The sequence below is a fragment of the Streptomyces amritsarensis genome, assembly GCF_001953875.1.
Taxonomy (GTDB): Bacteria; Actinomycetota; Actinomycetes; order Streptomycetales; family Streptomycetaceae; genus Streptomyces; species Streptomyces amritsarensis.
In genome coordinates, this window is sequence record NZ_MQUR01000077.1 from 13,884 (window position 1) to 37,935 (window position 24,052).

Consider the following 24,052-nt stretch of genomic DNA (forward strand, 5'->3'; position numbering starts at 1 on the left):
CAGGGCCGCGCGGCCCGGCCCTGCGCGCCCGCCACCCAGGCGGCGTAACCTGGTCGGACCGCCACTTCACGCGCGCGCCGGGACCGCGGTGCGCACCCCCGTACACCCCGCCGCGAACGATCGAGGGAGGCGGCGAGTGACCGATCCCTTCGGCTTCCTCAGGATCCCCCGCGAGCCCGTCCCGGCCCGGCCCGTCGAGGAACGGCTCGGCGACTGGCGCGAGGTCCACGCCGGCCAGGCCCTGCTCCCGCTCGTCTCCCGGCAGGCCGACCGCTGCATGGACTGCGGGATCCCGTTCTGCCACACCGGCTGCCCCCTGGGGAACCTCATACCCGAGTGGAACGCCTACGCCGCCCACGCCGACTGGCGGGCGGCCTACGAGCGGCTGCACGCGACCGACAACTTCCCCGAGGCCACCGGCAGGCTCTGCCCCGCTCCCTGCGAGGACGCCTGCGTCCTCACGATCAACGCCGACGCGGTGACCATCAAGAACGTCGAGCAGGCCATCGTGGACGAGGGGCTGCGCCGCGGCTACATGGTGCCGAGTCCGCCGGAGCGGCACAGCGGCAAGACCGTGGCCGTCATCGGCTCCGGTCCGGCCGGCCTGGCCGCCGCACAGCAGCTGACCCGCGCCGGGCACGCGGTCACGGTCCACGAGCGGGCCGACCGGATCGGCGGCCTGCTGCGCTACGGCATACCCGAGTTCAAGATGGAGAAGGCGCACCTGGACCGCCGCATCGAACAGATGCGGGCCGAGGGCACGGTGTTCGTCACAGGACACGATGTCGGCGGAGCCGACGGCACGGTCCCGGCAGCAGCGGCCGACGCCGCCGCGTTGCGCCGCCGGTGCGACGCCGTCGTCGTCGCGATCGGAGCCGGCGAGCGCAGGGAACTGCCGGTCCCCGGCCGCGAGCTCCACGGCATCCACCAGGCCATGGAGTACCTGACCTGCGCCAATCGGGTACGCGAGGGCGACTGGTCCGCCTCGCCCATCACCGCCGAAGGCCGGCACGTGGTCATCGTCGGAGGCGGCGACACCGGCTCCGACTGCATGGGGACGGCCCTACGGCAGGGCGCGATCTCCGTCGTCCAGCTCGACATCAACCCGGAGCCCGGCCCGGGACGCACCGACGACGAACCCTGGCCCGTGTACCCGAAGACGTACCGGATCTCCCACGCCCACGACGAGGCCCGCGGGCGCGGGGGCCGCGACCCCCGGCTGTTCGCCTGCGCCACCCTGCGCTTCGAGGGCGACGCCGCGGGCCGGGTACGGGCCCTGCACCTGAGCGCCGTCGAACCGGTGGGCCGCAGCCCCGTGGCGGGCACGGAGCGGGTCGTGCCCGCCGGGCTGGTCCTGCTCGCCCTCGGCTTCTCCGGCCCCGAGCGGGCCGGCGGCCTGCGCGAGCAGTTGGGCCTGGAGTACGACGAGCGCGGCAACTACGCGCGGGACGCCGGTTTCGCCGCGAGCGGCGGGCGGGCACCCGGGGTGTTCGTCGCGGGCGACGCGGGCCGCGGGCAGTCGCTCGTCGTGTGGGCCATCGCCGAGGGCCGGGCGGCGGCCGCCGCGGTGGACCGCTACCTCACCGGCTCCACATCCCTGCCGGCCCCGGTCGCCGCCCACGACCGGCCGATGACGGCCCTGGGCCGCATGCGCTACGGGTACTTCTGAGAACGGCACGCTCCGGCCGGCCCGTGGGGCCGGCCGGAGCGCGGGTCACTGACGGCGGGGCGGCTGCTCAGCCCGCGGCCAGGAGCGTGAGCGTGTCGATCACGCGGTTCGAGAAGCCCCACTCGTTGTCGTACCAGGCGACGACCTTGACGTGGCGGCCCTCGACGCGGGTCAGCTCCGAGTCGAAGATCGACGAGTGGGGGTTGCCGGTGATGTCGGACGACACCAGCGGGTCCTCCGAGTACTCCAGCACGCCCGCCAGCGGGCCCTCGGCCGCGGCGCGGTACGCCTCGAGGATCTCCTCGCGCGTCACCTCACGGGAGACCGTCGTGTTGAGCTCCACGATGGAGCCCACCGGGACCGGCACCCGGATCGAGTCGCCCGACAGCTTGCCGTCGAGCTGCGGCAGCACCAGGCCGATCGCCTTCGCGGCGCCCGTCGAGGTCGGGACGATGTTGACACCGGCGGCACGGGCGCGACGGGGGTCGCGGTGCGGACCGTCCTGCAGGTTCTGCTCCTGCGTGTAGGCGTGCACCGTCGTCATGAAGCCGTGCTCGATGCCCGCGAGCTCGTCGAGGACCGCGGCCAGCGGGGCCAGCGCGTTGGTCGTGCACGAGGCGTTCGAGACGATGGTGTGCACGGCCGGGTCGTAGGCGTCGGTGTTGACGCCGTACGCCAGCGTGACGTCGGCACCGTCGGAGGGCGCGCTGACCAGGACCTTCTTCGCGCCCGCCTTCAGGTGGGCGCGGGCGGCGTCGGCCGAGGTGAAGCGGCCGGTGGCCTCCAGCACGATGTCGACGCCGAGCTCGGCCCAGGGCAGCTGCTCCGGCTCGCGCTCGGCCAGCACCGTGATGCGGCGGCCGTCGACGACCAGGGTGTTCCCGTCGACGGTCACCGGGCGGCCGAGCCGGCCGGAGGTGCTGTCGTACGCCAGCAGCCGCGCGAGGGCCTTCGGCTCGGTGAGGTCGTTGACGGCGACGACCTCGAGGTCGCTGTCGCGTTCGAGCAGCGCGCGCAGCACGTTGCGTCCGATGCGGCCGAATCCGTTGATGGCGATGCGAGTCATGAGCGAGTCCCTTTCGTTCGCCATCAGGTTCGCCGCCCGCGCCCGCCCCCGACAGCGGCGTGATCGCCACTGTTCAAAAGGATCTCGCCAACAAGGCCGGCGAGATCCTGACGAGCCCCTCACCGGCCTATTCGCCCTTGGTGAAGGTGCGCCGGTACTCGGTCGGCGTGGTGCCCAGGATCCGCTGGAAGTGCAGCCGCAGGTTCGCGCCCGTACCCAGCCCGACGTCGGAGGCGATCTGCTCGACACCGCGCTGGGAACGTTCGAGCAGCTCACGGGCCACGTCCACGCGTGCGCGCATGACCCACTGCATCGGCGTGTACCCGGTGTCCTGCGCGAACCGCCGCGAGAACGTACGGGGCGACACCCCGGCGTGCCGGGCCAGGGACTCCAGCGTGAGGGGCTCGCCGAGCCGGATCAGCGCCCACTCCCGCGTGGCGGCGAACCGCTCACCCAGCGGCTCGGGCACGCTGCGCGGCACGTACTGCGCCTGGCCGCCGCTGCGGTAGGGGGCGGCGACCAGGCGCCGCGCCGCGTGGTTGGACGCGGCCACACCGAGGTCGCCGCGCAGGATGTGCAGGCACAGGTCGATGCCGGAGGCGGCGCCCGCCGAGGTGAGGACGCTGCCCTCGTCGACGAACAGGACGTTCTCGTCGACCCGGACCAGCGGGTGCTTCGCGGCGAGCGCCCGGGCGTAGTGCCAGTGCGTCGTGGCGCGCTTTCCGTCGAGCAGGCCCGTCGCGGCGAGCGCGAACGCCCCCGTCGAGATGGCGGCGAGGCGCGCGCCCCGTTCGTGGGCGGCGATCAGCGCGTCGATGACCGGCCGCGGCGGATCCTCACGGTCCGGGAAGCGGTAGCCCGGGACGAAGACGATGTCGGCCCACGCCAGCGCGTCCAGCCCGTGCGTCACGTGGTACGCCAGGCCGTCGCCGCCGGCCACGAGCCCGGGCGCCGCACCGCACACCCGCACCTCGTAGGGCATGCTCGCGCGGGTCGTGAAGACCTGCGCGGGGATGCCGACGTCGAGCGGCTTCGCGCCTTCGAGGACGAGGACGGCGACGCGGTGGAGGCGAGAGGCTGGCACGGGGTCGAGCCTACGCGTGAGCGGGGAGTGTCCCGCCGGGGGCCGTCGCCGCCGGTGCGGTATGACGTCCTGGGGATCGCCCGATCTCCGTGAAGGGAGTGGTTGCCGTGGAGCGGACGACGTGCTGCGTGGTGGGGGGCGGCCCGGCCGGGATGGTGCTGGCGCTGCTGCTGGCCCGTGCCGGGGTGGAGGTCACGGTGCTGGAGAAGCACGGGGACTTCCTGCGGGACTTCCGCGGCGACACCGTGCACCCCACCACCCTGTCGCTGCTGGACGACATCGGCCTCGCCGAACGCTTCGCCCGGCTGCCGCAGCGCCGCGTCACCACGGTGCAGCTGCCCATCGGGCCGGACCGGACCCTGGTCACCGTCGGGAACATCGGCGCCCTGCACGGCAGGTACAACTACATCGCGATGGTGCCCCAGTGGGACCTCCTCGACCTCCTCGCCGACGAAGCGCGCCGCGAACCCTCCTTCCATCTGCGGATGGGCACCGGGGCGACCGGCTTCCTCATCGAGGGCGGACGGGTACGCGGCGTGACACACCGCACCGCGGACGGCGCCACCGGCGAACTCAGGGCCACCCTGACCGTCGCCTGCGACGGCCGAGGCTCACTGGCCAGGACGCTGCCCGAACTCGGACTGCGGCACTTCCCGTGCCCCATGGACGCCTGGTGGTTCCGCCTCCCGCGGCACCACGACGACCCCAGCGGGCTCGTCGGCGGCCTCGGCGACCGCTTCTTCACCGCGCTCATCGACCGCGGCGACTACTGGCAGTGCGCCGCGCTCATCCCCAAGGGGACCGACGCCGAGCGCCGCGCCGAGGGCCTGGAGCGCTTCATGACCCGCTTCGCGGAGGCCGCCCCCTGGCTGGCCGACCGCAGCCACGCCGTCACCTCCTGGGACGAGGTGAAACTGCTCGACGTGCGACTGGACCGCCTGCGCCGCTGGCACCGCCCCGGACTGCTGTGCATCGGCGACGCCGCTCACGCCATGTCACCGGTGGGCGGCATCGGCATCAACCTGGCCGTGCAGGACGCCGTCGCCGCGGCCCGCCACCTCGTACGCCCGCTGCGCGAGGGCCGGGTCACACTGCACGACGTACGCCGCGTCCAGTGCCGCCGCCGGCCCACCACCGTGGCGACCCAGGGCCTGCAGCAGCTGGCCCACACCCGGATCATCGAACCGCTCCTCGCCGGCGGCACCGCTTTCGGCAACCCCCGGCGCGCCCGGCGGATGACGGAACTCGTCACCGAATCACGCTGGCTGAACCGCATCCCCGCCTACTTCATCGCCTACGGCGCCCTCCGCGAGCGGCCCCCGGCCGAATCCCTGCGCTGACCGGCGGCGCCCCCGGCCCGGCCGGTCCCCGAGCGGTCCGCACGGTGGTGGCGTGCGGACCGCTCGCGGCGCGTGCAGCGCTACTGCGCCATCTCGTAGGCGCCGGACAGGGCCTCGACACGGGCCCATACGCGGGCCGCGCGGGCTTCGTCGACGACCGGACGACGGACGGCGGCCAGGGCCCACGCCTGCTGCTCCGGGGTGCTGGAGTCCTTGCCGTGCAGTTCCACCGCGTGCTGCGAGAAGTCGCGCACGAGCACCGAGAACAGCTCGTCCAGCACGGATTCGTCCAGGTCCGTCAGGCGGGCCTGCTCCAGGATCAGCTGCCCGTGGACGACCAGCGCGAACAGCTGGCCCACCGACAGGAGGAAGTCGAGGTCGCGGCCCTGCGCCTCGTCGGGCGCGATGGTGGCCGCGAACTCGGCCAGCGCGTCCGCCTGTTCGCGGAAGCGGGCGACGTTCGGCACGGCCGCGTAGGCGTCGTACGCCGGGCGCCAGTCGTGGAAGCGTACGGAGCCCAGGCCGCGGGCCGGTCCCTGCCGGAACAGGAAGTCGTCGTCGGCCGCGTCGAGGCGGGTCGGGACGGGCGCGTACTCGGCCGGCTCCAGCAGGTGGTTGCGCATGAACTTGAGGATCAGCGCGAGGTTGACGTGGACCGTGCCTTCGAGCTTGGGCAGTCCGCGGATCTCGACGGCGGCCTGGGCGAAGTAGTTGTCCTTCTCGAAGCCCTTGGCGGCGATCACGTCCCACATCAGGTCGATGACCTTCTCGCCCTCCGTGGTGACCTTCATCTTGGTCATCGGGTTGAAGAGCAGGTAACGGCGGTCGTCGGGGCCGGCGGAGCGGAAGTAGTCCACGGCGCGGTCGCTGAACAGCTTCATCCCGACGAGGCGGACGTAGGCGTCGGCGAGCTCGCGGCGCACGTGCGGGAAGGCGGTGACGGGCCGGCCGTACAGGATCCGGTTGTGCGCGTGCGTGACGGCCTCGTACATCGCGTGCTCGCAGATGCCGATGGAGGCGGTGCAGAGGTTGAACTTGCCGACGTTGACGGTGTTGAGCGCGGCGTCGAAGGCGGCCCGCCCGGTGTGCAGGACGTCCTCGGGGGCCACCGGGTAGTCCTCCAGGCGGAACTCGCTGACGTACTTGGAGGAGTCGACGACGTTCTTCACGAGCCGGTACGCCGGGTGGCGGCTGTCGGCGGCGAAGAAGACATAGCCGTCCGGGCCCTCGACATCGGTGCGGCGGCCGAAGACGGAGACCAGACCGGCGGCGTTGCCGTTGCCGATGTAGTACTTGGAGCCGGTGGCCCGGAAGCCGCCGGCCCCGTCGGCGGAGGGCTCCAGCAGCATGTCGGTGGAGTAGATGTCGGCGCCGTGGGTCTTCTCGGACAGGCCGAAGGCGAACACCTCGCCCTCCGAGAGGAGTTCCGCGGCACGCCGGCGCGCGGCGGCGTTGTCGCTCTGCCAGACCGGGCCGAGGCCGAGGATGGTCACCTGCCAGGCGTACCAGTAGTCGAGGCCGTAGAAGCCGAAGATCTCGTTGAGGGCCGCGATCCGTGCGGTGTCCCAGCGTTTGTCCGGCTCGTCCTCACCCGCGGCGGAGGCCGGGGTCAGGAAGGTCGCGAAGAGCCCCTCCTTGGCGGAGAAGGCGAGGAAGTCCGCCAGCCAGGCACGGGTGCGGTAGTCCTCGATGATCCGCCGCTTGCCACGGGCCTCGAACCAGTCGACGGTGGCGCGCAGCAGCCTGCGCGTCTCCGCGTCGAAGTGGGCGGGGTTGTAGGTGTGCGGGTGGAACAGCAGAGGGTCGGACACGGCGGATCACCTTCCGAGGGGTCGGAGTCGAGGTTCGCGCGGGTGCGCGGAGGGAGGAGGAGCGGAGGGGCGAGAAGGCCGGTCAGGCCCGGTCGGGCCCGGTCGCGCCGCTCAGGCCCGGTCGGCCGCGGGCGGCGCCGGGCGGCCGAGCCGGTGCAGGGTGGCCAGGACGTCGTCGAGCCAGGCGATCGTCATGCGCTCCTGCGCGATGCCGCCGCGCAGCACCACGTGCTGGAGTTCCTGACCGGCGTCGAGCGGTGCGGGGGCGTCGGGCCCGGTGAAGTCGCGGAGCTCGCCAGCGAGATAGCGGGCGAGGCGGTCGCGGTGGGCCTGCTGATGCCGTTCGACCTCGCGGATCAGGGACGCCGGATCGTCGAACGCCGCCCCGCGGATCTTCACGGCGAGGTCGTGCCGCAGGCTCTCCGGTTCGATCGGCTCGTGCAGCCACTGCGCGAGCGCGGCCCGGCCGGGATCCGCGGCCGAATACTCCTTCTTGTCCGGCCGGCCCTGCTGCGGCACCGTACGGACGGCGAGCAGGCCGTCGTTCTCCATGCGGCCCAGCACGCGGTAGATCTGCTGGTGCGTCGCGGTCCAGAAGTAGCCGATCGACCGCTCGAACCGGCGGGCCAGCTCGTAGCCGGAGCCCGGCTTCTCCAGCAGGGAGACGAGAATCGCGTGTTCGAGCGCCATGCCCCGATCCTGCTATGCAACTCGTTGCATAGACAAGCGGCGGCCCCCGGGTGAGACGCGGCTCACCCGGAGGCGGCTACGGGTGGGGCCTGCGGCGGCCGAGCGCCGCGAGCCCCGAACGCGGCCTGTCGCGCGCTCGGGGCTCAGGGAGGGGACCTGCCCTTTCGTGGGACGGGATCAGGCGGCGTCGGGGATCCAGGAGCCGTGGATCATCGCCGGGACCCGCCGCGGCAGGTGGATGGTCGCCACCGGGGGGACGGTCAGGTCGGAGGCGTTCAGGACGAGCAGCTGCGAGGCGTTCGCCTTCAGGTCGCTGACCACGGTCAGCAGGTACCCGGCGTCCTCCTGCGAGGACCCGGGGCCCTCGACGGGCACGAACACGGCCTCACTGGGCAGCCGGCCGGCGCCGAAGGGCAGCAGCTGCCGGGCGCCGGTGGTGCGGTCGTACTTGACGAGGGTGTGGGCGGCGATCCCCAGGTCGTCGGGGAAGGCCAGGGCGTACTGGTAGCGGTGCTCGATCCCGAGGAAGGCCTCGTTGATGGTGGGGAACTCCACGGTGAGGTCGTCGGTCGGCTCCTCCTTGACGGATCCGGCCGCCAGGTCGACGGTCCATCGGGTGCTGCGCGAACCCGAGTTGGGCTCGGCCCCGCGGTCCTCGGCGCCGACCCACCAGTTCCAGGAGCGCTGCCAGCCGTCCCGGCCCACCGTCGGGCCCTCCACGACGATCCGGCCGTACGGGTCCTCGTAGGCGTTGGCGAAGTGCATGCCGTAGCCCTGCCCGATCTCGAACCAGCGGATCTCGCGGGCCCGTCCGCCGCCCGTGCCCGCGGCGGTGCGAGGCATGACGCCGATCCGGGACACCTGCTCGTCGTCCCAGCCGTACGGGATGCCCGAGTGCTCGGCGGGGTCGAAGGTCACGGAGCCCTCCAGGAACACCACATAGTGCTCGGTGATCGCGAAGTCGTGCTTGAGCGCGGCGCTCGCGCCCGGCACCTCCTGGCTCTCCAGCACCTTGCCGTCGGCGGAGGCCACGTGGTGGATCAGGTAGGGCGGGAAGGGGGAGGAGGCGAAGAAGTGGAGTTCGCCGGTGACCGGGTCCTCCTTGGGGTGGGCGGTCATGGCCGAGGTCAGCCTGCCGCCGAAGTCGTAGGCTCCGACGGTCTCCAGATCCGCCGTCAGCTCGAAGGGAAGGGCTGCCTCGCTCAGCGCGAGGAGTCGGCCGGCGTGCTCGATGACATGGGTGCCGGCCGTGCTGGCGGTGAGGTCGGGGCCGTTCTCGGTCATGTAGGGGGCGCCGTCGAGGGCGGGGGTGTGGACCCAGCGGTTGCGGTACCACTCGGCGCGGCCGTCCCGCAGGCGGATGCCGTGGACCATGCCGCTGCCCTTGAACCAGTGGGTGGGGGTGATGCCGGGCTTGGGGTTGTGGCTGTTGCGGATGAGGCGGCCGGTCAGCTCGGGCGGGATGGTGCCCTCGACGGTGAGGCCGGTGGCGGTGATCTCGTCGGTGACGGGGGTGTAGTGGCCGGTCAGGTAGGGCTTGGCGGTGCTGCTCACGGCGGTGTCCTCGGCTCTCGGAGGGTCGGGCGGAACGATCGGGAAGAGGCGCGTGGCGGGCCGGGTGCGATCAGTGCCGCTCGGCGGCAGCGGCGGCTCCCGCCACGGCCTCGGCCTTGGCCTTCAGGGCGGCGAGCCAGGCGTCGAGCGACTGGCGCAGCACGTGTTCCATCTCCGTGCGTCGGGCGTCGACGGGCTCGCCGCTCCAGGACTCCTCGGTGCGGACCGTCACGGTGCCCGGCGCCGTCTCCCGGAACGTCCAGACGTGGATGCCGTCGATGCCGTGGGCCGGACCGCCCCAGACGATCCGCTCGCCGGGGACGACCTGGTGGACGGTGGAGGTGATGTCCAGGCCGTGGGTCAGCCAGCGGAACGCGGTCCCGGGCGCCAGGGGTCCGGCGTACTCCACCCGGTCCACGTCCGTGTTCCAGTCGGCCCAGGCGGCGATGCCGGTGTGCAGGCCCCAGACGGTGGCGAGCGGGGCGTGCACGACGGTTTCGAGGCGGACGACGACCGGGGCTTCGGTGTCGACGGTGGTGGGGTGCGTGGTCATGGGAGGTACTCCTTCGGCGATGGTCAGCGGGTTCGGCGGGACGGGCGGGGCGCGGCCGGCGGTGGGGGAGCAGGGACGCTCTCCCGCGTCGGCCGGGCCCTGCGGGCGAGCAGCGGGGTGAGGGCCGCGGCGAGGCCCAGGACGGCGGCGGAGAGGAGGAAGGCGCTGCGGTACCCCTCGGTGAGGGCCGCGGTGTGCGGCAGGCCGGGTGAGGCGGCGGCGGTGCGGGCGGCGGCCAGGGTGCCCAGTACGGCGAGCCCGACGGCGCCGCCGATCTGGCGGGTGGTGTTGACCAGCCCGCCGGCCAGGCCGGCGTCGGCGGACTCCACCCCGCTCACGGCCGAGCCGGTGAGCTGGACGAAGGCGACGCCGAGGCCGACTCCGACGAGGAGTACGGGGCCCAGCAGGTCGGCGAGGAAGGTGCCGTCGGCCGGGATCCGGGCCAGCCACAGGAACCCGGCCGCCTGGGTCACCAGACCGGCGAGAAGGGTGCGGTGCGGGCCGATGCGGCGGGCCAGCGCGGGTGCCAGGCCGGAGCCGAGCATGTTCGCCGCGGCCAGGGGCAGTTGGGAGAGGCCGGCTTCCAGGGGGCCCGCGCCGAGGACCTGTTGCTGGTAGAGGGGGAGGAAGAAGAACAGCCCCACCCAGACCGCACCGAGGAGCGCCATCACGGCGTTGGCCGGGCCCACGGCGCCGCGGGTGAGGAGCCTGGACGGCAGAAGAGGGGCCGGGTGCCGGCGTTCGACCAGCATGAAGAGGGCCAGTAGGGCCGCCGCCGCGGCGAAGGAGCCGAGGACCAGGGGGTCGGTCCAGCCGGAGCGGCCCGCGGCCGTGAGCCCGTACACGAGCGCGACCAGGCCGGCGGTGACGGTGAGGGATCCGGCCACGTCGAGCCGCGGGCGGGGCCCGTCGGCCTTCTCGGGGTCGGCCGGTACCAGGCGCAGGGTGGCGGCCAGGACCACCGCCGCGCCGATGCCGGAGGCGTGGAACACCCAGGGCCAGCCGGGACCTTCGGTGAGGATCCCGCCGAGCAGCACCCCGGCCGCGCCGCCCGCGCCGGACACGGCGCCCCAGACGCCGAGGGCCCTGGCGCGGGCGGGGCCGGGCGGATGGAGCCGCATGACCAGGGAGAGCGCGGCGGGTGCGATCGCCGCTGCCCCGACGCCCTGGACCGTGCGGGCGGCCACGAGCATCCAGGGGGCGCTCGCCACTCCGGCGGCGACGGCCGCCGCGGCGAAGACCGCGAGGCCGGCCGTCAGGACGCGGCGCCGCCCCAGGAGGTCGGCCGCCCGGCCGCCGAGCAGGAGCAGGGCACCGAAGGCGAGGCCGTACGCGTTGACGACCCAGGACATGCCCGCGTCCGACAGCCCCACCCCGTCGCGCACCGCGGGCAGTGCGACGTTCACGATCGAGGTGCTGAGGGTGACCGCGAACTGGGCGGCGGCCAGCGCCGCGAGGACGGCCGTGGCGGTCGGTCGGTGGGGCGGTGTGGCGTACATGCGCGCTCTCCTGTGTGTGGTTGACCACTCACTCTTTAGTCCGAAAGGAGGGCGGCCCGCGGGGGGCCGCCCGGCCGCCGCCCGTCAGTAGTGCCGAATGCCGGCCGACAGGGTCCGGGACCAGGGCGCGTCCACCTCCGGGGCGTCCAGCGACACGAGGAGGTGGCAGAGCATCCCCGTCGCGAAGAACTGCTGGACATCGGCCTCCGCCGCGCCCGAGGCGCCGCGTACGTACTCCACCAGGCGGGCGTAACCGGCCCGCACGGCCTCGCGTACCGCGGCCTCGGACACGGCCGCCGCCTGCGCGTGGGTCAGGACGAGCAGCAGGTCCTTGTCGGCGATCAGATGGGCGTACGTGTCGCCCATGGTGTGCAGTACCGCCTCGGGGCTGCTGCCCCCCGCCTGCGCGGCACCCTCTTCGAGGCTGGTCCGGACCCGGGTGAAGCAGTGCTCGACGACCGCGGTGAACAGCGCCTCCTTGTTCGGGAACAGGCGGTAGACATAGGCCTGGGAGATCCCGGCGGCCCTGGCCACCTCGGTCGTCGTCGTGCCGAAGTAGCCGCGGGCCGCGAAGGCGCCGATGGCCGTCCGCAGGACGGTCTCGCGGCGCTCTTCGGCCGAGGAGAGGTGGCGTCGTCGTTCGCTGTTCATGTGAGTAATAAACCACTCACACTTTCTGCTGTCAATGCCTGCGGCGCCGGCTCCGGGGCGCCCGGTCGCGGGCCGGGCCGAGGCCGGGCGGGGGCGTTGGCGGGGCGTTGCGGGGCGTTGGCGGGCCCCAACGCCTCTCGGCGGTCCGCTGCCGGGTCTGTCAAGTCCCGAATGGTCGCGACATGACGCGGCCCGGGGGCGGGGGGCCTACTCGAGGGACGGGCTCGCACCCACCGCGTGGCCCCATCGGTGTCGCCGGTGAAGAGACGTCCCCGTCAGTGCGGGCCGTCGCTTTGCCGGCTTCCGGTCCACGGCACCGGTCGTGAGGTTTCCCTCCGGGATGTGGAGGCGTTGTCGGCGAGAAGGAGCGAGCGCATGCGAGACACCATCGTTCTCCCGGTGCCATGTGTCAGGGGGCGGGCGTCATGAGTTCCCTGCCGTCCTCCTCGTCCGAGCAGCACCCGTCGGGGCCCCCGCCCGGTCCGCTGTCGGGCAAGGGCGCGCAGCCGCAGCCCGCGCCCGTCCCCGACGCTCCGCCGCCGGTGCCCCCGCCGCCGCCCCCGTCCCACCCGACGGCGTCATCCTCCCCCGCTGCGGACAGCGGGGGAGGGCGGCCCAAGCGTCGTTGGCGGTCGCGCAGGAACGTGGTGAGTGCGAGCACGGCGGCGGTCGTGGTCTCGGCGGTGGTCCTCGGCTTCACCGTGCTCGGCGGCAACACCGCGGCCGGCGGCGAGGTCTTCCTGGAGGCCGCCGCGGCCGCCGGACCTGATCCGTTCACCCCCTCGACGGCCACGGGCTCCGAGGAGGCCGCCGCCCCGCCGGAGAACACCGGGACGGCGCGGGGCGCGACGGGCGGCGGGCGCACCCTCGAGGTCGACGGGGGCCACCCCGGGCTCTACGGGGGCACGCGGAACGTCGCGAGCTGTGACGTGGAGAAGCAGATCGAGTTCCTCGCCGAGCACACGGACAAGGGCGGCGCCTTCGCCGCCACGCTCGGTGTCCGGCAAGCCGGGATCCCCGCCTACCTGCGCTCGCTCACACCGGTCCGGCTGGGCTGGGACACGCGGGTCACCAACCACGGTTACAAGGACAGCGCGCCGACCGGATACCAGGCGATCCTTCAGGCCGGCACGTCCGTACTGGTCGACGGTCACGGTGTACCGCGGGTCCGGTGCGCGTGCGGCAACCCTTTGACGCCGCCGGTCGCGGTCAAGGGGAAGGCCAGGCTCAGCGGCAAGGAGTGGTCCTCGTTCCGGTCCGCCGAGCTGGTGGCGGTCAAGCCGGCCGCGAAGCCGGTGAAGGCCGTCACGGTCTTCGACCCGCAGCGCAAGGCGTGGTACGAGCGCCCGAGCGGCGCGGTGCGGGGGCAGTCCGACCGCGAGGTCGAGCCGCCGCCGGACCGGCCGGCCGGCTCGCCGTACCCGGCCCTGCCGCCGGCCCCTCATGGGCCGGCCGGGACACAGCGGGACCCGCAGGTCTCCGACCCGGCCCCGGAAGTCGCGCCGGGCCGGAAGGAGCCGGGCCGCGAGCCGGACAGGTCCCCTGCGAACATGCCGCCCAAGCCGCCGGAGCCGGACACCGACCGGGGCCAGGATCCCGGCAAGCCGCCGGAGCCGGACACGGGCCAGGGGAAGGACCCCGGCAAGGTGCCGGAACCGGGTACGGGCCAGGGGAAGGAGCCTGCGAACGTGCCGGGCCCGGGTCAGGGGAAGGACCCCGGCGATGTGCCGGGCAAGGAGTCGGGTACCGGTCGGGGCGAGGATCCCGGCAGGGTGCCGGAGCCGGGTACGGGTCAGGGGAAGGATCCCGGCAAGGTGCCGGGCAAGGAGTCGGGTACCGGTCGGGGCGAGGATCCCGGCAAGGTGACGGAGCCGGGCCCGGGTCAGGGGAAGGACCCTGGCGACGTGCCGGGCAAGGAGTCGGGTACCGGTCGGGGGGAGGATCCCGGCAAGGTGCCGGAGCCGGGTACGGGTCAGGGGAAGGACCCCGGCGACGTGGCGGGCAAGGACTCAGGAACCGGTCGGGGCGAAGAGCCGGGAAAGGCGCCCGCGACAGTGCCGGAAAAGGGCACGGACAGCAGCCCGGGCGATACGCCGGGGCAGCAGCCGGGTGCGGGAAACGGGTCGGACAAGTCGGGGCAGGTGCCGCACAAGCCTGGCGGGCAGCCGGACGAGGTGCCGGGTCGGAAGCCCGGTGAGAGCACCCGCAAGGCGCCGGGTCGGGAATCGGGCACGGGTCAGGGCGAGACCCCCGAGAAGGAGCCGGGATCGGGTACGGGCAGCGGGTCGGACCAGGCCCCCAGGTCGGTGCCGCGGGAGCCTGGCGGCGTATCGGACGGGCCGCGCCGGAAGGCCGGCGAGGGCTCGGGCAAGGTACCCGGTCAGGGGGCGAACAAGGGCACGGGCAAGGGCTCTGGACAGGAGACGGGCCAGGGTTCCGGCCAAGGTACGGGTCAGGGCGCTGGGAAGCCCCCGGGGCAGGGCTCCGGCCAAGGCGCCGGGAAGCCGGGGCAGGGGTCTGACCAGGGCTCGGGCACGACTCCCGGCCAGGGCACGGGCAAAACTCCTGGTCAGGGCACTGGCAAGGGCGCGGGGAAGGCCCCGGGCCAGGAGGCCGACCAAGGCTCGGGCACGGCTTCCGGCCGGGGCCCCGGCAAAGCTCCCGGTCAGCGGACGGGTACCGACTCCGGCCAGGGCACCGGTACCGGCAAGGCTCCCGGCCCAGGCGCCGGTACCGGGCAGGCGCCCGGCCAGGGCAGTGGCACCGGCAAGGCGCCCGGTCAGGGCACCGGCAGCGGCAAGGGTTCCGGGCAGGGGGTGGGGGCGGGGAACGGCCAGGCCCGGCCCGGGGGCCGGGCGAACGGTGAGGGCACGGGGCACCCCCAGTCCGGTCCGTCCGGCCGCCTGCCGAGCGGCGAGCGGGTCCCGGGTCCCCCCCGGGCAGGGGGGCCGGCAGGAGCAGCCAGGCCGATCCGACGGTTCGGGGAGCCGGGAGGAGCAGCCGTTGCTCAGGTAGCACGCCCGATGCCGATGCCGATGCCGATGCCGCAGGCACTCCCGGACCCGGAGCCGCGCCCGGACCCGTACCCGGAGCCAGCCCCGGGGCCGGGACCGGACCCCCACCCGGGCCCCGGACCGGACCCGGAGCCGGACCCGTACCTGAAACGGGACCCGGACCCGGACCTGAAACGGGACCCGGATCCGTACCCGGACTTGAAACGGGACCCGGGGCCGGACCCGAAACCAGACCCGCACCCGGCCCCGGATCGGGCTCGGGATCCGGAGCCGGAGCCAGGCCCGGGGCTGGACCCGGGCCCGCGCTCCGGCACGGTGCCGCGTGCGACGCGGTCCGAGCAGGGGCGACAGGGTTCACGGCACGCACTCCGAAGGGAGAGAGATATGGCGCTTTGACTCTCTTGCCAATCCTTCACCCCGTTCGTCGCGAATCTGTGGTGACGCTCCACATGGTGAAGGAGCAGACGAAGCCGAATGCTTGATGAACCTGATGAAAGGGAGGAGGTGAGCCCGATGACCGCTTCGCAGCACACGAAGCACCTGGTCGTCGCAGTCGCATCCGCAGGACTGCTGGCCGGTGGCTCGCTGCTGGGTCTGTCCGGTACGGCGAGCGCCGCCCCCGCGGCAGCGCCGGCCACGGCGAACTCCATGCTCACCAGCGACCGTGAGCACGACCGGGACCGGGATCGGGACCGCAACCGCAACCACGACCGCTGGGACCGCCGCCACCACGACCGGTGCAGCTGGGTCAAGGGCCACTGGGCGACCGACAAGTGGAGCAAGGGCCACTGGGAACGCAAGTGGCACCCGGGCACCTGGCACCACGGCTACCGCGACCACCACGGCACGTGGCACGACGGCTGGTGGAGCAAGGGCTACTGGAAGCACCACTGGGTGCCCGGCCACTCGGTGAGCCACTGGGTGCCCGGCCACTGGAACTGCCACGACAAGTGGTAGCGCCGACCCGGGCGCGCGGCGGGCGTTCCGGGGCCTCGGCCCCGGAACCCCGCCGACTCACCCTCCACGACCAGGATCCAGGATCCAGGAACCGTCATGGACGCCGCACTCGCCACCGCACTCGGGGCCACCGCACCCCTCACGCGGCCGTCAACGGTGCACCACCCCCTGCCCGCAGGACCGCAGGCCGCCCGGGAAGCCCGCCGCATGGCCGCGTGGCTGCTCGCCGCCCACCCCGTGGCCTGCCCGCACGACACCACCGAGGACATCCTCGTCATCGTCTCCGAGCTGACGGCCAACGCCGTCCGGCACGCCAGGCCCCCCTACGCGCTCACCCTCAGCGTGGAACCGGGCCGCGCCGGCATCGCCCTCAGCGATGCCTCCCGGTCACTGCCCCGGCAGCACGACGGCCGCAGCCCCCTGGCCACGCGCGGGCGCGGGCTGGAGATCATCCGCGCTCTCGGCGCCGAACTGTTCGTCAGCCCCGCGCCCTTCGGCAAGCAGGTCATCGCGGTGGTCACCTGGCCCGCGCGCTGACCGCGGCACAGGCGGGGGAGAGCACGCCGGCGAACACGCCCCCCAACGGCCCCCCGGCTCCGCCGACACGTTCATCTGCTCCGTTTGCCAAATATCCGGCCATCCGTACGCACGTCCGCTACGAAGAACCCGAGAACCTCACAGAACCCCGGACACGCCCCACGGCCCGGCGCCGCGAACGAGACCACGGACAAGGACCACCATGCGATGGACACCCCGCCCCCGGACGGCCGGCACCGGCTGCCCCTCCGCCTCGTCGCTCCGGCCGGAGCCCGCCCGGTGAACCAACCACTCCCGTTCGGGCCAGGTCGCACCGGCAGGGCGAGTCACGCCGGCCGCAGCGACCTCGCCGAGGTCATGGACAAGGTCGCCCACGGAGACAAACAGGCCTTCTCCTCCCTCTACGACGCCCTCGCGCCCATGGTCTTCGGCATCGTGGTCAGAGTCGTGCGTGACCGGTCCCAGTCGGAGGAGGTCACCCAGGAGGTCATGATCGACCTGTGGCGGCAGGCCGCCCGCTACCGGCCCGACCAGGGCAGCGTCGCCGCGTGGGCGGCGACCATCGCCCACCGGCGGGCCGTGGACCGGGTCCGCTCCGCCCAGGCGTCCGCCGACCGGGAACAGGCCCAGGCCGCCCGCGCGCACCAGACGGCGTTCGACGAGGTGTCCGAGCAGGTCGAGACCCGTCTGGAGAGCGAGCAGGTACGCCGCTGCATGCGCGGCCTGACCGAACTCCAGCGCCAGGCCGTGACCCTGGCCTACTACCGTGGCCTGACCTACCGTGAGGTCGCCGAAGCCCTGCGCACACCGCTGCCGACCATCAAGACACGCATGCGCGACGGGCTGATCCGGCTCCGCGACTGCATGGGGGTGACCACATGAAGCAACACCACTTTGACATCCACACCCTCGCCGCCGCCTACGCCCTCAACGCCCTGGACCCCGCCGAGCGCAGGGCGTTCACCGACCACCTGCCGCACTGCCAGGCATGCCGCGAGGAGGTCGCCGAGTTCCGGGCCACCGCCGCGCGCCTGGCCGACGCCGCCGCCCAGAGCCCGCCGCCCGCGATGAAGCAGCACGTCATGGCCGCCGTCGACGGTGTCCGACAACTCCCGCCGCGGGTCACCGGCCCCGCGCCGACCGCCGGCTTCGGCAGCGCGCTGCGCCGCCGGGCCGTCCCCCTCGCGCTGGCCGCCAGTGTGGTCGCGGCCGCCTCGTTCGCGGGCGTCGCCGCCTGGCAGAACCAGCGGAGCGCGCAGTACCAGCAGCGGGCGATCCAGGCCGAACAGCGCCTCGACGACGTCAGCGCCGTCCTGGCCGCACCCGACGCCCGTGCGGTGCACGGCCGGGCCAGCAACGGAGCGGCCACCACCGTCGTGGCCTCCGAGCGGCAGAACCGGGCCGCCTTCACCGCCGCCGGACTGCCCGCGCCCGCCCCCGGCAAGACGTATCAGCTCTGGCTCGACCACGACGGCACCATGCGCCCGGCCGGGTTCATCCACCAGGACGGCACCGTCCTCATCGACGGGGACACCGCCGGTGCCGGCGCCGTCGGTCTCACCCTCGAACCCGCCGGAGGCTCCAGCCGCCCCACCACCGCCCCCCTCCTCCTGCTGGCCCTGCCCACCTGACGGCTGACCGTCCCGGCCCGTCCCGCACCACCCCGCGTGCCCCACCACCAATCCCTCCGCCCGTCCGCGGCGAAGTACGGGAGAGCGACCGCACCCAGCGGCGCGTCGACCGGCGGGAGTACAGAGGTGGAAGACCGGAAAGCAGCGGTGATCGGTGCCGGGGTCGCGGGCCTGACGGCCGCCCACGTCCTGGCGCGTGCGTACGAGGTCACCCTCTACGAGGCTGACGGCCGCCTCGGCGGCCATGCCCACACCCACGAGCTGCCCGGCCCGGACGGGCGGCCCATGGGTGTGGACTCGGGGTTCATCGTCCACAACGAGCGCACCTACCCGAACCTGCTCCGGCTCTTGCGCGAGCTGGGAATCGCCACCCAGGACGCCGAGATGAGCATGTCGGTGCGGTGCGACGGCTGCGGCCTGGAGTACGCGGGCGCCCGCGGCCCCGCCGGTCTGTTCACCGGCCGGGCGGCGCTACGGGGCCGCTACCTGCGCCTGCTCGCGCAAGTGCCGGTCTTCCACCGCAAGGCCCGGCGGCTGCTCGCCGACCCGCCCTCCCACCACGTCACCCTGGGCGACTTCCTCCGCGAGAACCGTTTCTCCCCGTACTTCGTCAGCCACTTCGCCCTCCCGCTGGTCTCCGCGGTGTGGTCGTGCCCCGCCCGCACCGCGCTGTCCTACCCGGCGGCCCACCTGTTCGCGTTCCTCCACCGCCACGGCCTCCTGTCGGTGACGGGCTCCCCGCAGTGGAAGACCGTCACCGGCGGCTCCGCCGCCTACGTCGACGCCGTGGCCAAGGGCCTGCACCGGGTCCGTACCGCCAGCCCCGTGGCAGCGGTCCAACGGACCGGCAGCGGTGCGCGCGTCACCACCGGCGACGGAGCCACCGACACCTACGACGCCGTCGTCATAGCCACCCACCCCGACCAGGCCCTCCGCCTCCTCGCCGACCCCACCCCGGACGAACGGCGGCTCCTGGGCGCCTTCACGTACGCGCCCAACCCCACACTCCTGCACACCGACACCGGCATCCTGCCCCGCTCACCCCGCGCCCGGGCCTGCTGGAACTACCACCTGCCGGCCTGCGACCCCTCCGCCGAGGCCGTCCGCGTCAGCTACGACATGCGGCGCCTGCAGAACCTCCCCGACGGCGCCGGCTACGTGGTGAGCCTGGGCGCCGACGACCGGGTGGACGCGCGCCGGGTGGTGCGCCGCATGCTCTACGAACACCCCGTCTACACCCCCGCCTCGGTCGCCGCGCAGAAGGAACTGCCGCGCCTGAACACCGGCGTGACCGCCTACGCCGGAGCGTGGCACGGCTGGGGCTTCCACGAGGACGGCTGCCGCTCCGGCGCGGCGGCCGCCCGCGCCCTGGGGGTGCTCTGGTGACCGGGGAGGCGGCGCCCGCCGCCGCGCTGTACGAATGCCTGGTCGTCCACACCCGCACCGCGCCGCTGCGCCACGACGTCCGGCACCGCACCTACCTGTGGTGCGTCGACCTCGACCGGCCGCCGGCCCTGCCCCGCGCGCTGCGTCCGCTCGCCCGTTTCGACGCGCGTGACCACTTCGCGGGCCGCGCCCCCACGATCCGTGCCGGTCTGGAGGAGTTCCTCGCCTCCCGCGACATAGACATCGCGGGCGGGCGCGTGGTGATGCTGGCCCACGCCCGCGTCCTCGGGTTCGTCTTCAACCCCCTCAGCGTCTACTGGTGCCACGACGCGTCGGGGGCGCTGGTGTGCGTCGTGGCGGAGGTCCACAACACCTACGGGCAGCGGCACTGCTACCTGCTGCATCCGGACGCCGGCGGCGGGGCGAGGGCGGAGAAGCGGTTCTATGTCTCGCCGTTCTTCCCGGTCGAGGGCCACTACCGGATGCGCCTGCCGCTCCCCGGGGAACGCCTCGACCTCACCGTGCACCTCGACACCGAAGCCGGCCGGCCGTTCACCGCCACCGTACGCGGGCGCGCCCGCCCCGCCACGCCCCGCGCCCTGCTGCGGGCCGCCGCCCGCCGGCCCTGGTCGACCGTCGCCGTCTGGGCCGGGATCCGCTTCCACGGCGTCCGCCTGCTCCTGCGCGGCCTGCCCGTACAGCCCCGCCCCCGGCACACCCCGCAGAAGGGAATGGTTCCGTGACCCGACAGGCCACCACGACCGACGACCAGCCGCACAGGCCCGGCCACCGGGCAGGGCCTGCGGCCCCCCGGCCCCACACGTCGGTCCGCGCCACCGGGACCCCCGAACGGGCGGACCCCGAACGGGCCATCCCCGAACAGGCGGCCCCTGAACGGGCGATCCCCGAACAGGCGGAGCCTGAGCGGGCCATCCCCGAGCGGGCGGACCCCGCCCGCTGGCCGGACGTGGCCCGGCTGCCGGCCCCCCGGCCGGTCCGGACCGCCGTCGCCGCACACCTGGTCGGCCGGGCCCTCAGGCGGCTCCCCCTCGACGTACGCGTCGGCTCCACACCCGGTGCCGCAACCGCCACCCGTCGCCCGGACCTCACCCTCCACGACCCCGACGGCTTCTTCCGACGCATCGGCCGCGACGGCCTGATCGGCTTCGGGGAGTCCTACATGGCCGGCGAATGGGACAGCGACGACCTGCCCGGTCTGCTGACCGTGCTCGCCACGCGCGTCGACGACCTGGTCCCGGCCCCGCTGCACGGCCTCCGCCCGCTGTGGGTGTCCACCCGCCCCGGCCGTGACCGCAACACCCGGCGCGGCGCCCGCGAGAACATCCACCGCCACTACGACCTGTCCAACGACCTGTTCGCCGCCTTCCTCGACCCGACCCTCAGCTACTCCTCCGCCGTCTTCACCTCGTTTCCCGCCCGGTTCGAGGACCTCCCCGCCGCCCAGCACCGCAAGATCGACCGCCTCCTCGACCTCGCGCACGTCACGGACGGCACCGAACTGCTGGAGATCGGCACCGGCTGGGGCGAACTCGCCCTGCGCGCCGCCGCCCGCGGCGCCCGCGTCACCACCCTCACCCTCTCCACCGAACAGGCCGAACTCGCCCGCGCCCGGATCGGCGCCGCCGGGCTCGGCGACCGCGTCGACGTGCGGCTGTGCGACTACCGCGACGTCGAGGGCCGGTACGACGCAGTGGTCAGCGTCGAGATGATCGAGGCCGTCGGCGCCGAGTACTGGCCCTCCTACTTCGCCGCCCTGCGCGCCGCGCTCCGCCCCGGCGGGCGCGTCGCCCTCCAGGCCATCACCATGGGACACCGGCAGATGCTCAACACCGCCGCCACCCACACGTGGATCAGCAAGTACGTCTTCCCCGGCGGCCTGATCCCCTCCCGCCGGGCCATCACCGAGCACGCCGCGGCGGCCGGCCTGCGCACCGAGTCCGACCTCGGCTTCGCCGAGCACTACGCCCAGACCCTGCGCCTGTGGCGCGAACGGTTCACGGCGAACCGCCGGACCGTCGCCGACCTGGGCTTCGACACCGTCTTCCAGCGGCTCTGGGAGTTCTACCTGGCCTACTCGGAAGCCGGATTCCGCTCCCGCTACCTGGACGTGCGACAGATCGTCCTGACCGAAGGGACCCCCCGATGAGACCCGACGGGCCCACCGCCGCGGCCACCGCCCGGGAGGGGGAGTGAACAGCGGCACGGCCTGGGCCGCCCTCGGCACCAACCTCGCCGTCGGCGCGGCCGTCTCGACGGCCGTGCTGCTCGCCGCGTTCGCCGTCGGGGCACGCCTGCGCCTGCACCGCGTGGTCGACATCGCCTGGGGCCTCGCCTTCAGCGCCGTCGCCACCGCCACCTACCTGCTCTCCGCCGGACACGGAGACCCCGAGAGACGGCTGCTGGTCGCCGCGGCGACCGTCGTGTGGGGGCTGCGGCTGTCGGCGCACATCGCACGGCGCTCACGCGGCCACGGGGAGGACCCGCGCTACACCGCGCTCCTCGACAAGGCGCCGGGGAACCGGACCTGGTACGCGCTGCGCACCGTCTACCTCCTCCAGGCCGCGCTGGTCTGGCTGATCTCCCTGCCCGTCCAGGCGGCCTCCTACGGGGGCGGGCCGGTGGGTGTCCTCGGCGTGCTGGGGCTGGCCGTGTGGGCCGCGGGACTCGGCTTCGAGGCCGTGGGCGACCACCAGCTGGCCCGGTTCAAGGAGGACCCGGCCAACCGGGGCCGCATCATGGACCGGGGCCTGTGGAGCTGGACCCGCCATCCCAACTACTTCGGCGACAGCCTCGTCTGGTGGGGCCTGTACCTGCTGGCCTGCACCAGCCTGCCGTCCGCCCTCCTGAGCCTGGCCTCCCCGGTCGCCATGACGTTGCTGCTGACCGTCGGCAGCGGCAAACGCCTGCTGGAGAAGCACATGGGCGACCGCCCCGGGTACGCCGAGTACGCCGCCCGCACGAGCGGATTCCTCCCTCTCCCACCCCGCCGCCAGCCCTCGGAACCCAGGAGGTGACGTGTGAACCCGTCACCCGATGCACCCGATGCACCCGATGCACCCGATGCTTCCGACGGGCCTGGCGGGGACACCGGCCGTGAGCCGCCCGCGCGGGCCGCCCTGGTCCCGGCATCCGGGCACCGGCTGTCGCAGAGGGCGACCGCCGCGGTCCTGCTGCTGCACGGCGGCCGGGCCGACGCCCTGAGCCCTCCGCCCCGGCTGAACCTGCCCGCGCTGCGCATGCGGCCGTTCGCGACGGCCCTCACGCGCGCCACCGCCCACGCCGACGTGCTCGTCGCCCACGTCCGCTACCGGTACCGGGGCTGGAACGGCCACCACGCGCACCCCGTCGCCGACGCCCGCCGCGCCCTGGAGGAACTCCGCGCCCTCGCCGGACCCGTCCCCGTCGTCCTCGTCGGGCACTCCATGGGCGGCCGCGCCGCACTGCGCGCCGCCGAGGACCAGCAGGTCACGGGAGTCGTCGTGCTCGCGCCCTGGTGCCCGCCGGCCGAACCCGCCGCCCATCTGCGCGCCCGCGCGGTCGTGGCCCTCCACGACGAGCACGACCGCGTCACCAGGGCGGCGGACACCTGGGCCTATCTGGCGCGCGCCCGCGCGGCCGAAGCCCGGGTCCACGCGATCAGGATGCCCCGCGGCGGCCACGCCATGATCGGCGACGCCGGCCTGTGGCACCGGATCACGGCCGGGGCCGCCGCCGCGCTCCTCGGGCTCGCGCCGTTCCCCGACGGCCCCGACGGCCCCGCCGGTCCCGACCCGAACGCCGACGCGACGGCGGGGCCCCCGGGGTGATCACCCCGCCCGCGCCGCCGGTGCGGTCCGCGGCCCGGCTGCCGCAGCCGGGCGGGCCAGCGCGCTGGGCCACCAGGCGCGCGGCCCGATGTCGATGACGAGGGCGGGCACCAGCAGGGAACGCACGACGAGGGTGTCCAGCAGGACGCCGAACGCGACGATGAAGGCGATCTGGACGAGGAAGGCCAGCGGGATCACCATCAGCGCGGCGAAGGTCGCGGCGAGGACGACACCCGCGGAGGTGATGACGCCGCCCGTGGTCACGAGCCCCCGCAACACGCCCTCGCGGGTGCCCAGGGTGAGCGTCTCCTCGCGCACGCGGGACATCAGGAAGATGTTGTAGTCGACGCCGAGGGCCACCAGGAACACGAACCCGTACAGCGGCACGGACGCGTCCGTGCCGCTGAAGCCCAGCACATTGCCGAACACGAGCGCGGAGACGCCCAGCGTGGCGAAGAAGTTCAACGCGACCGTCGCCACCAGCAGGACGGGCACGAGCACGGACCGCAGGAGCGCGATCAGGATCAGCAGGATGATGCCGAGAACGACCGGGACGATCACGGCGCGGTCGCGGGCCGAGGTCTCCTGGGTGTCGAACTGCTGGGCGGTGTACCCCCCGACCACCGCCTCGGCCCCCGGCACCGCGTGCACGCGCTCCCGCAGCCGCTGGACCGTCTCCTTCGCCTCGTCGCTGTCCGCCGCCGCGTCCAGCGTGGCGTCCAGACGCACCCGGCCGTCCACGACGAGCGGAGCCCCCGCCCCCGGCCGGCCGCCGCCCGCGGT

Annotated in this window: 21 protein-coding genes; 12 read left to right on the top strand and 9 right to left on the bottom strand. The window is 74.0% G+C overall.

What is annotated here, in order from left to right; genetic code table 11:
• Positions 1-136: 136 nt before the first annotated feature.
• Positions 137-1,669: a glutamate synthase subunit beta gene (locus AVW11_RS26730; RefSeq protein WP_030854863.1), complete on the top strand. Its 1,533-nt coding sequence runs from the start codon at positions 137-139 to the stop codon at positions 1,667-1,669.
• 67 nt (positions 1,670-1,736) lie between these two features.
• Here the strand turns inward: AVW11_RS26730 and gap are convergent, their stop codons facing one another.
• Entirely contained in the window at positions 1,737-2,735 is a 999-nt protein-coding gene (gap, locus tag AVW11_RS26735) for a type I glyceraldehyde-3-phosphate dehydrogenase (RefSeq protein ID WP_060180158.1), read from the bottom strand.
• Between the two features lie 127 nt (positions 2,736-2,862).
• Entirely contained in the window at positions 2,863-3,819 is a 957-nt protein-coding gene (locus tag AVW11_RS26740) for a GlxA family transcriptional regulator (protein WP_076046285.1), read from the bottom strand.
• A 107-nt stretch (positions 3,820-3,926) separates the two neighbouring features.
• Between AVW11_RS26740 and AVW11_RS26745 the strand changes: the two genes are divergently transcribed.
• A complete protein-coding gene (locus AVW11_RS26745; protein ID WP_076046286.1) occupies positions 3,927-5,159 on the top strand; it encodes an FAD-dependent oxidoreductase in 1,233 nt (410 codons plus the stop codon).
• A gap of 80 nt (positions 5,160-5,239) precedes the next feature.
• Here the strand turns inward: AVW11_RS26745 and AVW11_RS26750 are convergent, their stop codons facing one another.
• The 6 genes from AVW11_RS26750 to AVW11_RS26775 form a co-directional block, all read right to left on the bottom strand.
• A complete protein-coding gene (locus AVW11_RS26750; protein ID WP_076046287.1) occupies positions 5,240-6,970 on the bottom strand; it encodes an acyl-CoA dehydrogenase family protein in 1,731 nt (576 codons plus the stop codon).
• A 111-nt stretch (positions 6,971-7,081) separates the two neighbouring features.
• The gene (locus AVW11_RS26755; protein WP_030854878.1) at positions 7,082-7,660 is read right to left on the bottom strand and encodes a PadR family transcriptional regulator; all 579 of its coding nucleotides are present in this window, start codon (positions 7,658-7,660) and stop codon (positions 7,082-7,084) included.
• A gap of 177 nt (positions 7,661-7,837) precedes the next feature.
• A complete protein-coding gene (locus AVW11_RS26760) occupies positions 7,838-9,214 on the bottom strand; it encodes a carotenoid oxygenase family protein (protein WP_076046288.1) in 1,377 nt (458 codons plus the stop codon).
• Between the two features lie 70 nt (positions 9,215-9,284).
• Entirely contained in the window at positions 9,285-9,767 is a 483-nt protein-coding gene (locus AVW11_RS26765) for an SRPBCC family protein (protein WP_076046289.1), read from the bottom strand.
• A gap of 23 nt (positions 9,768-9,790) precedes the next feature.
• Positions 9,791-11,266 carry an MFS transporter gene (locus tag AVW11_RS26770; protein ID WP_076046290.1) on the bottom strand — a complete coding sequence of 492 codons (1,476 nt, stop codon included), beginning with the start codon at positions 11,264-11,266 and terminating at the stop codon, positions 9,791-9,793.
• Between the two features lie 84 nt (positions 11,267-11,350).
• Complete coding sequence (locus AVW11_RS26775) at positions 11,351-11,917, bottom strand: TetR/AcrR family transcriptional regulator (protein ID WP_030854886.1); 567 nt, start codon at positions 11,915-11,917, stop codon at positions 11,351-11,353.
• Between the two features lie 647 nt (positions 11,918-12,564).
• Here AVW11_RS26775 and AVW11_RS37515 point away from each other — a divergent pair.
• The 10 genes from AVW11_RS37515 to AVW11_RS26825 all read left to right on the top strand — a co-directional run bounded on the left by AVW11_RS37515 (position 12,565) and on the right by AVW11_RS26825 (position 23,269).
• Positions 12,565-15,327 carry a DUF6777 domain-containing protein gene (locus AVW11_RS37515; protein WP_076046291.1) on the top strand — a complete coding sequence of 921 codons (2,763 nt, stop codon included), beginning with the start codon at positions 12,565-12,567 and terminating at the stop codon, positions 15,325-15,327.
• Positions 15,328-15,444: 117 nt separating this feature from the next.
• Positions 15,445-15,888 (top strand): hypothetical protein, encoded by a 444-nt coding sequence (locus AVW11_RS26785; protein WP_030854890.1) that lies wholly within the window; start codon positions 15,445-15,447, stop codon positions 15,886-15,888.
• A 96-nt stretch (positions 15,889-15,984) separates the two neighbouring features.
• Complete coding sequence (locus AVW11_RS26790) at positions 15,985-16,425, top strand: ATP-binding protein (RefSeq protein ID WP_060180163.1); 441 nt, start codon at positions 15,985-15,987, stop codon at positions 16,423-16,425.
• Positions 16,426-16,704: 279 nt separating this feature from the next.
• A complete protein-coding gene (gene sigK, locus AVW11_RS26795; protein WP_030854894.1) occupies positions 16,705-17,307 on the top strand; it encodes an ECF RNA polymerase sigma factor SigK in 603 nt (200 codons plus the stop codon).
• Positions 17,304-18,056 (top strand): anti-sigma factor, encoded by a 753-nt coding sequence (locus AVW11_RS26800; RefSeq protein ID WP_030854897.1) that lies wholly within the window; start codon positions 17,304-17,306, stop codon positions 18,054-18,056. The genes sigK and AVW11_RS26800 overlap by 4 nt, the downstream gene beginning before the upstream one ends.
• A gap of 126 nt (positions 18,057-18,182) precedes the next feature.
• A complete protein-coding gene (locus AVW11_RS26805; RefSeq protein ID WP_076046292.1) occupies positions 18,183-19,442 on the top strand; it encodes an NAD(P)/FAD-dependent oxidoreductase in 1,260 nt (419 codons plus the stop codon).
• Positions 19,436-20,185 (top strand): DUF1365 domain-containing protein, encoded by a 750-nt coding sequence (locus AVW11_RS26810; RefSeq protein WP_206281925.1) that lies wholly within the window; start codon positions 19,436-19,438, stop codon positions 20,183-20,185. The genes AVW11_RS26805 and AVW11_RS26810 overlap by 7 nt, the downstream gene beginning before the upstream one ends.
• 158 nt (positions 20,186-20,343) lie before the next feature.
• Entirely contained in the window at positions 20,344-21,609 is a 1,266-nt protein-coding gene (locus tag AVW11_RS26815; protein ID WP_240528273.1) for an SAM-dependent methyltransferase, read from the top strand.
• A 43-nt stretch (positions 21,610-21,652) separates the two neighbouring features.
• The gene (locus AVW11_RS26820) at positions 21,653-22,477 is read left to right on the top strand and encodes a DUF1295 domain-containing protein (RefSeq protein WP_030854907.1); all 825 of its coding nucleotides are present in this window, start codon (positions 21,653-21,655) and stop codon (positions 22,475-22,477) included.
• 102 nt (positions 22,478-22,579) lie between these two features.
• On the top strand, positions 22,580-23,269 hold the full coding sequence (locus AVW11_RS26825; RefSeq protein WP_076046296.1) for an alpha/beta hydrolase: 690 nt from the start codon (positions 22,580-22,582) through the stop codon (positions 23,267-23,269).
• Here AVW11_RS26825 and AVW11_RS26830 read toward each other — a convergent pair.
• A partial coding sequence (locus AVW11_RS26830) for an MMPL family transporter (RefSeq protein WP_158076166.1) occupies positions 23,270-24,052 on the bottom strand: 783 nt, incomplete at its 5' end.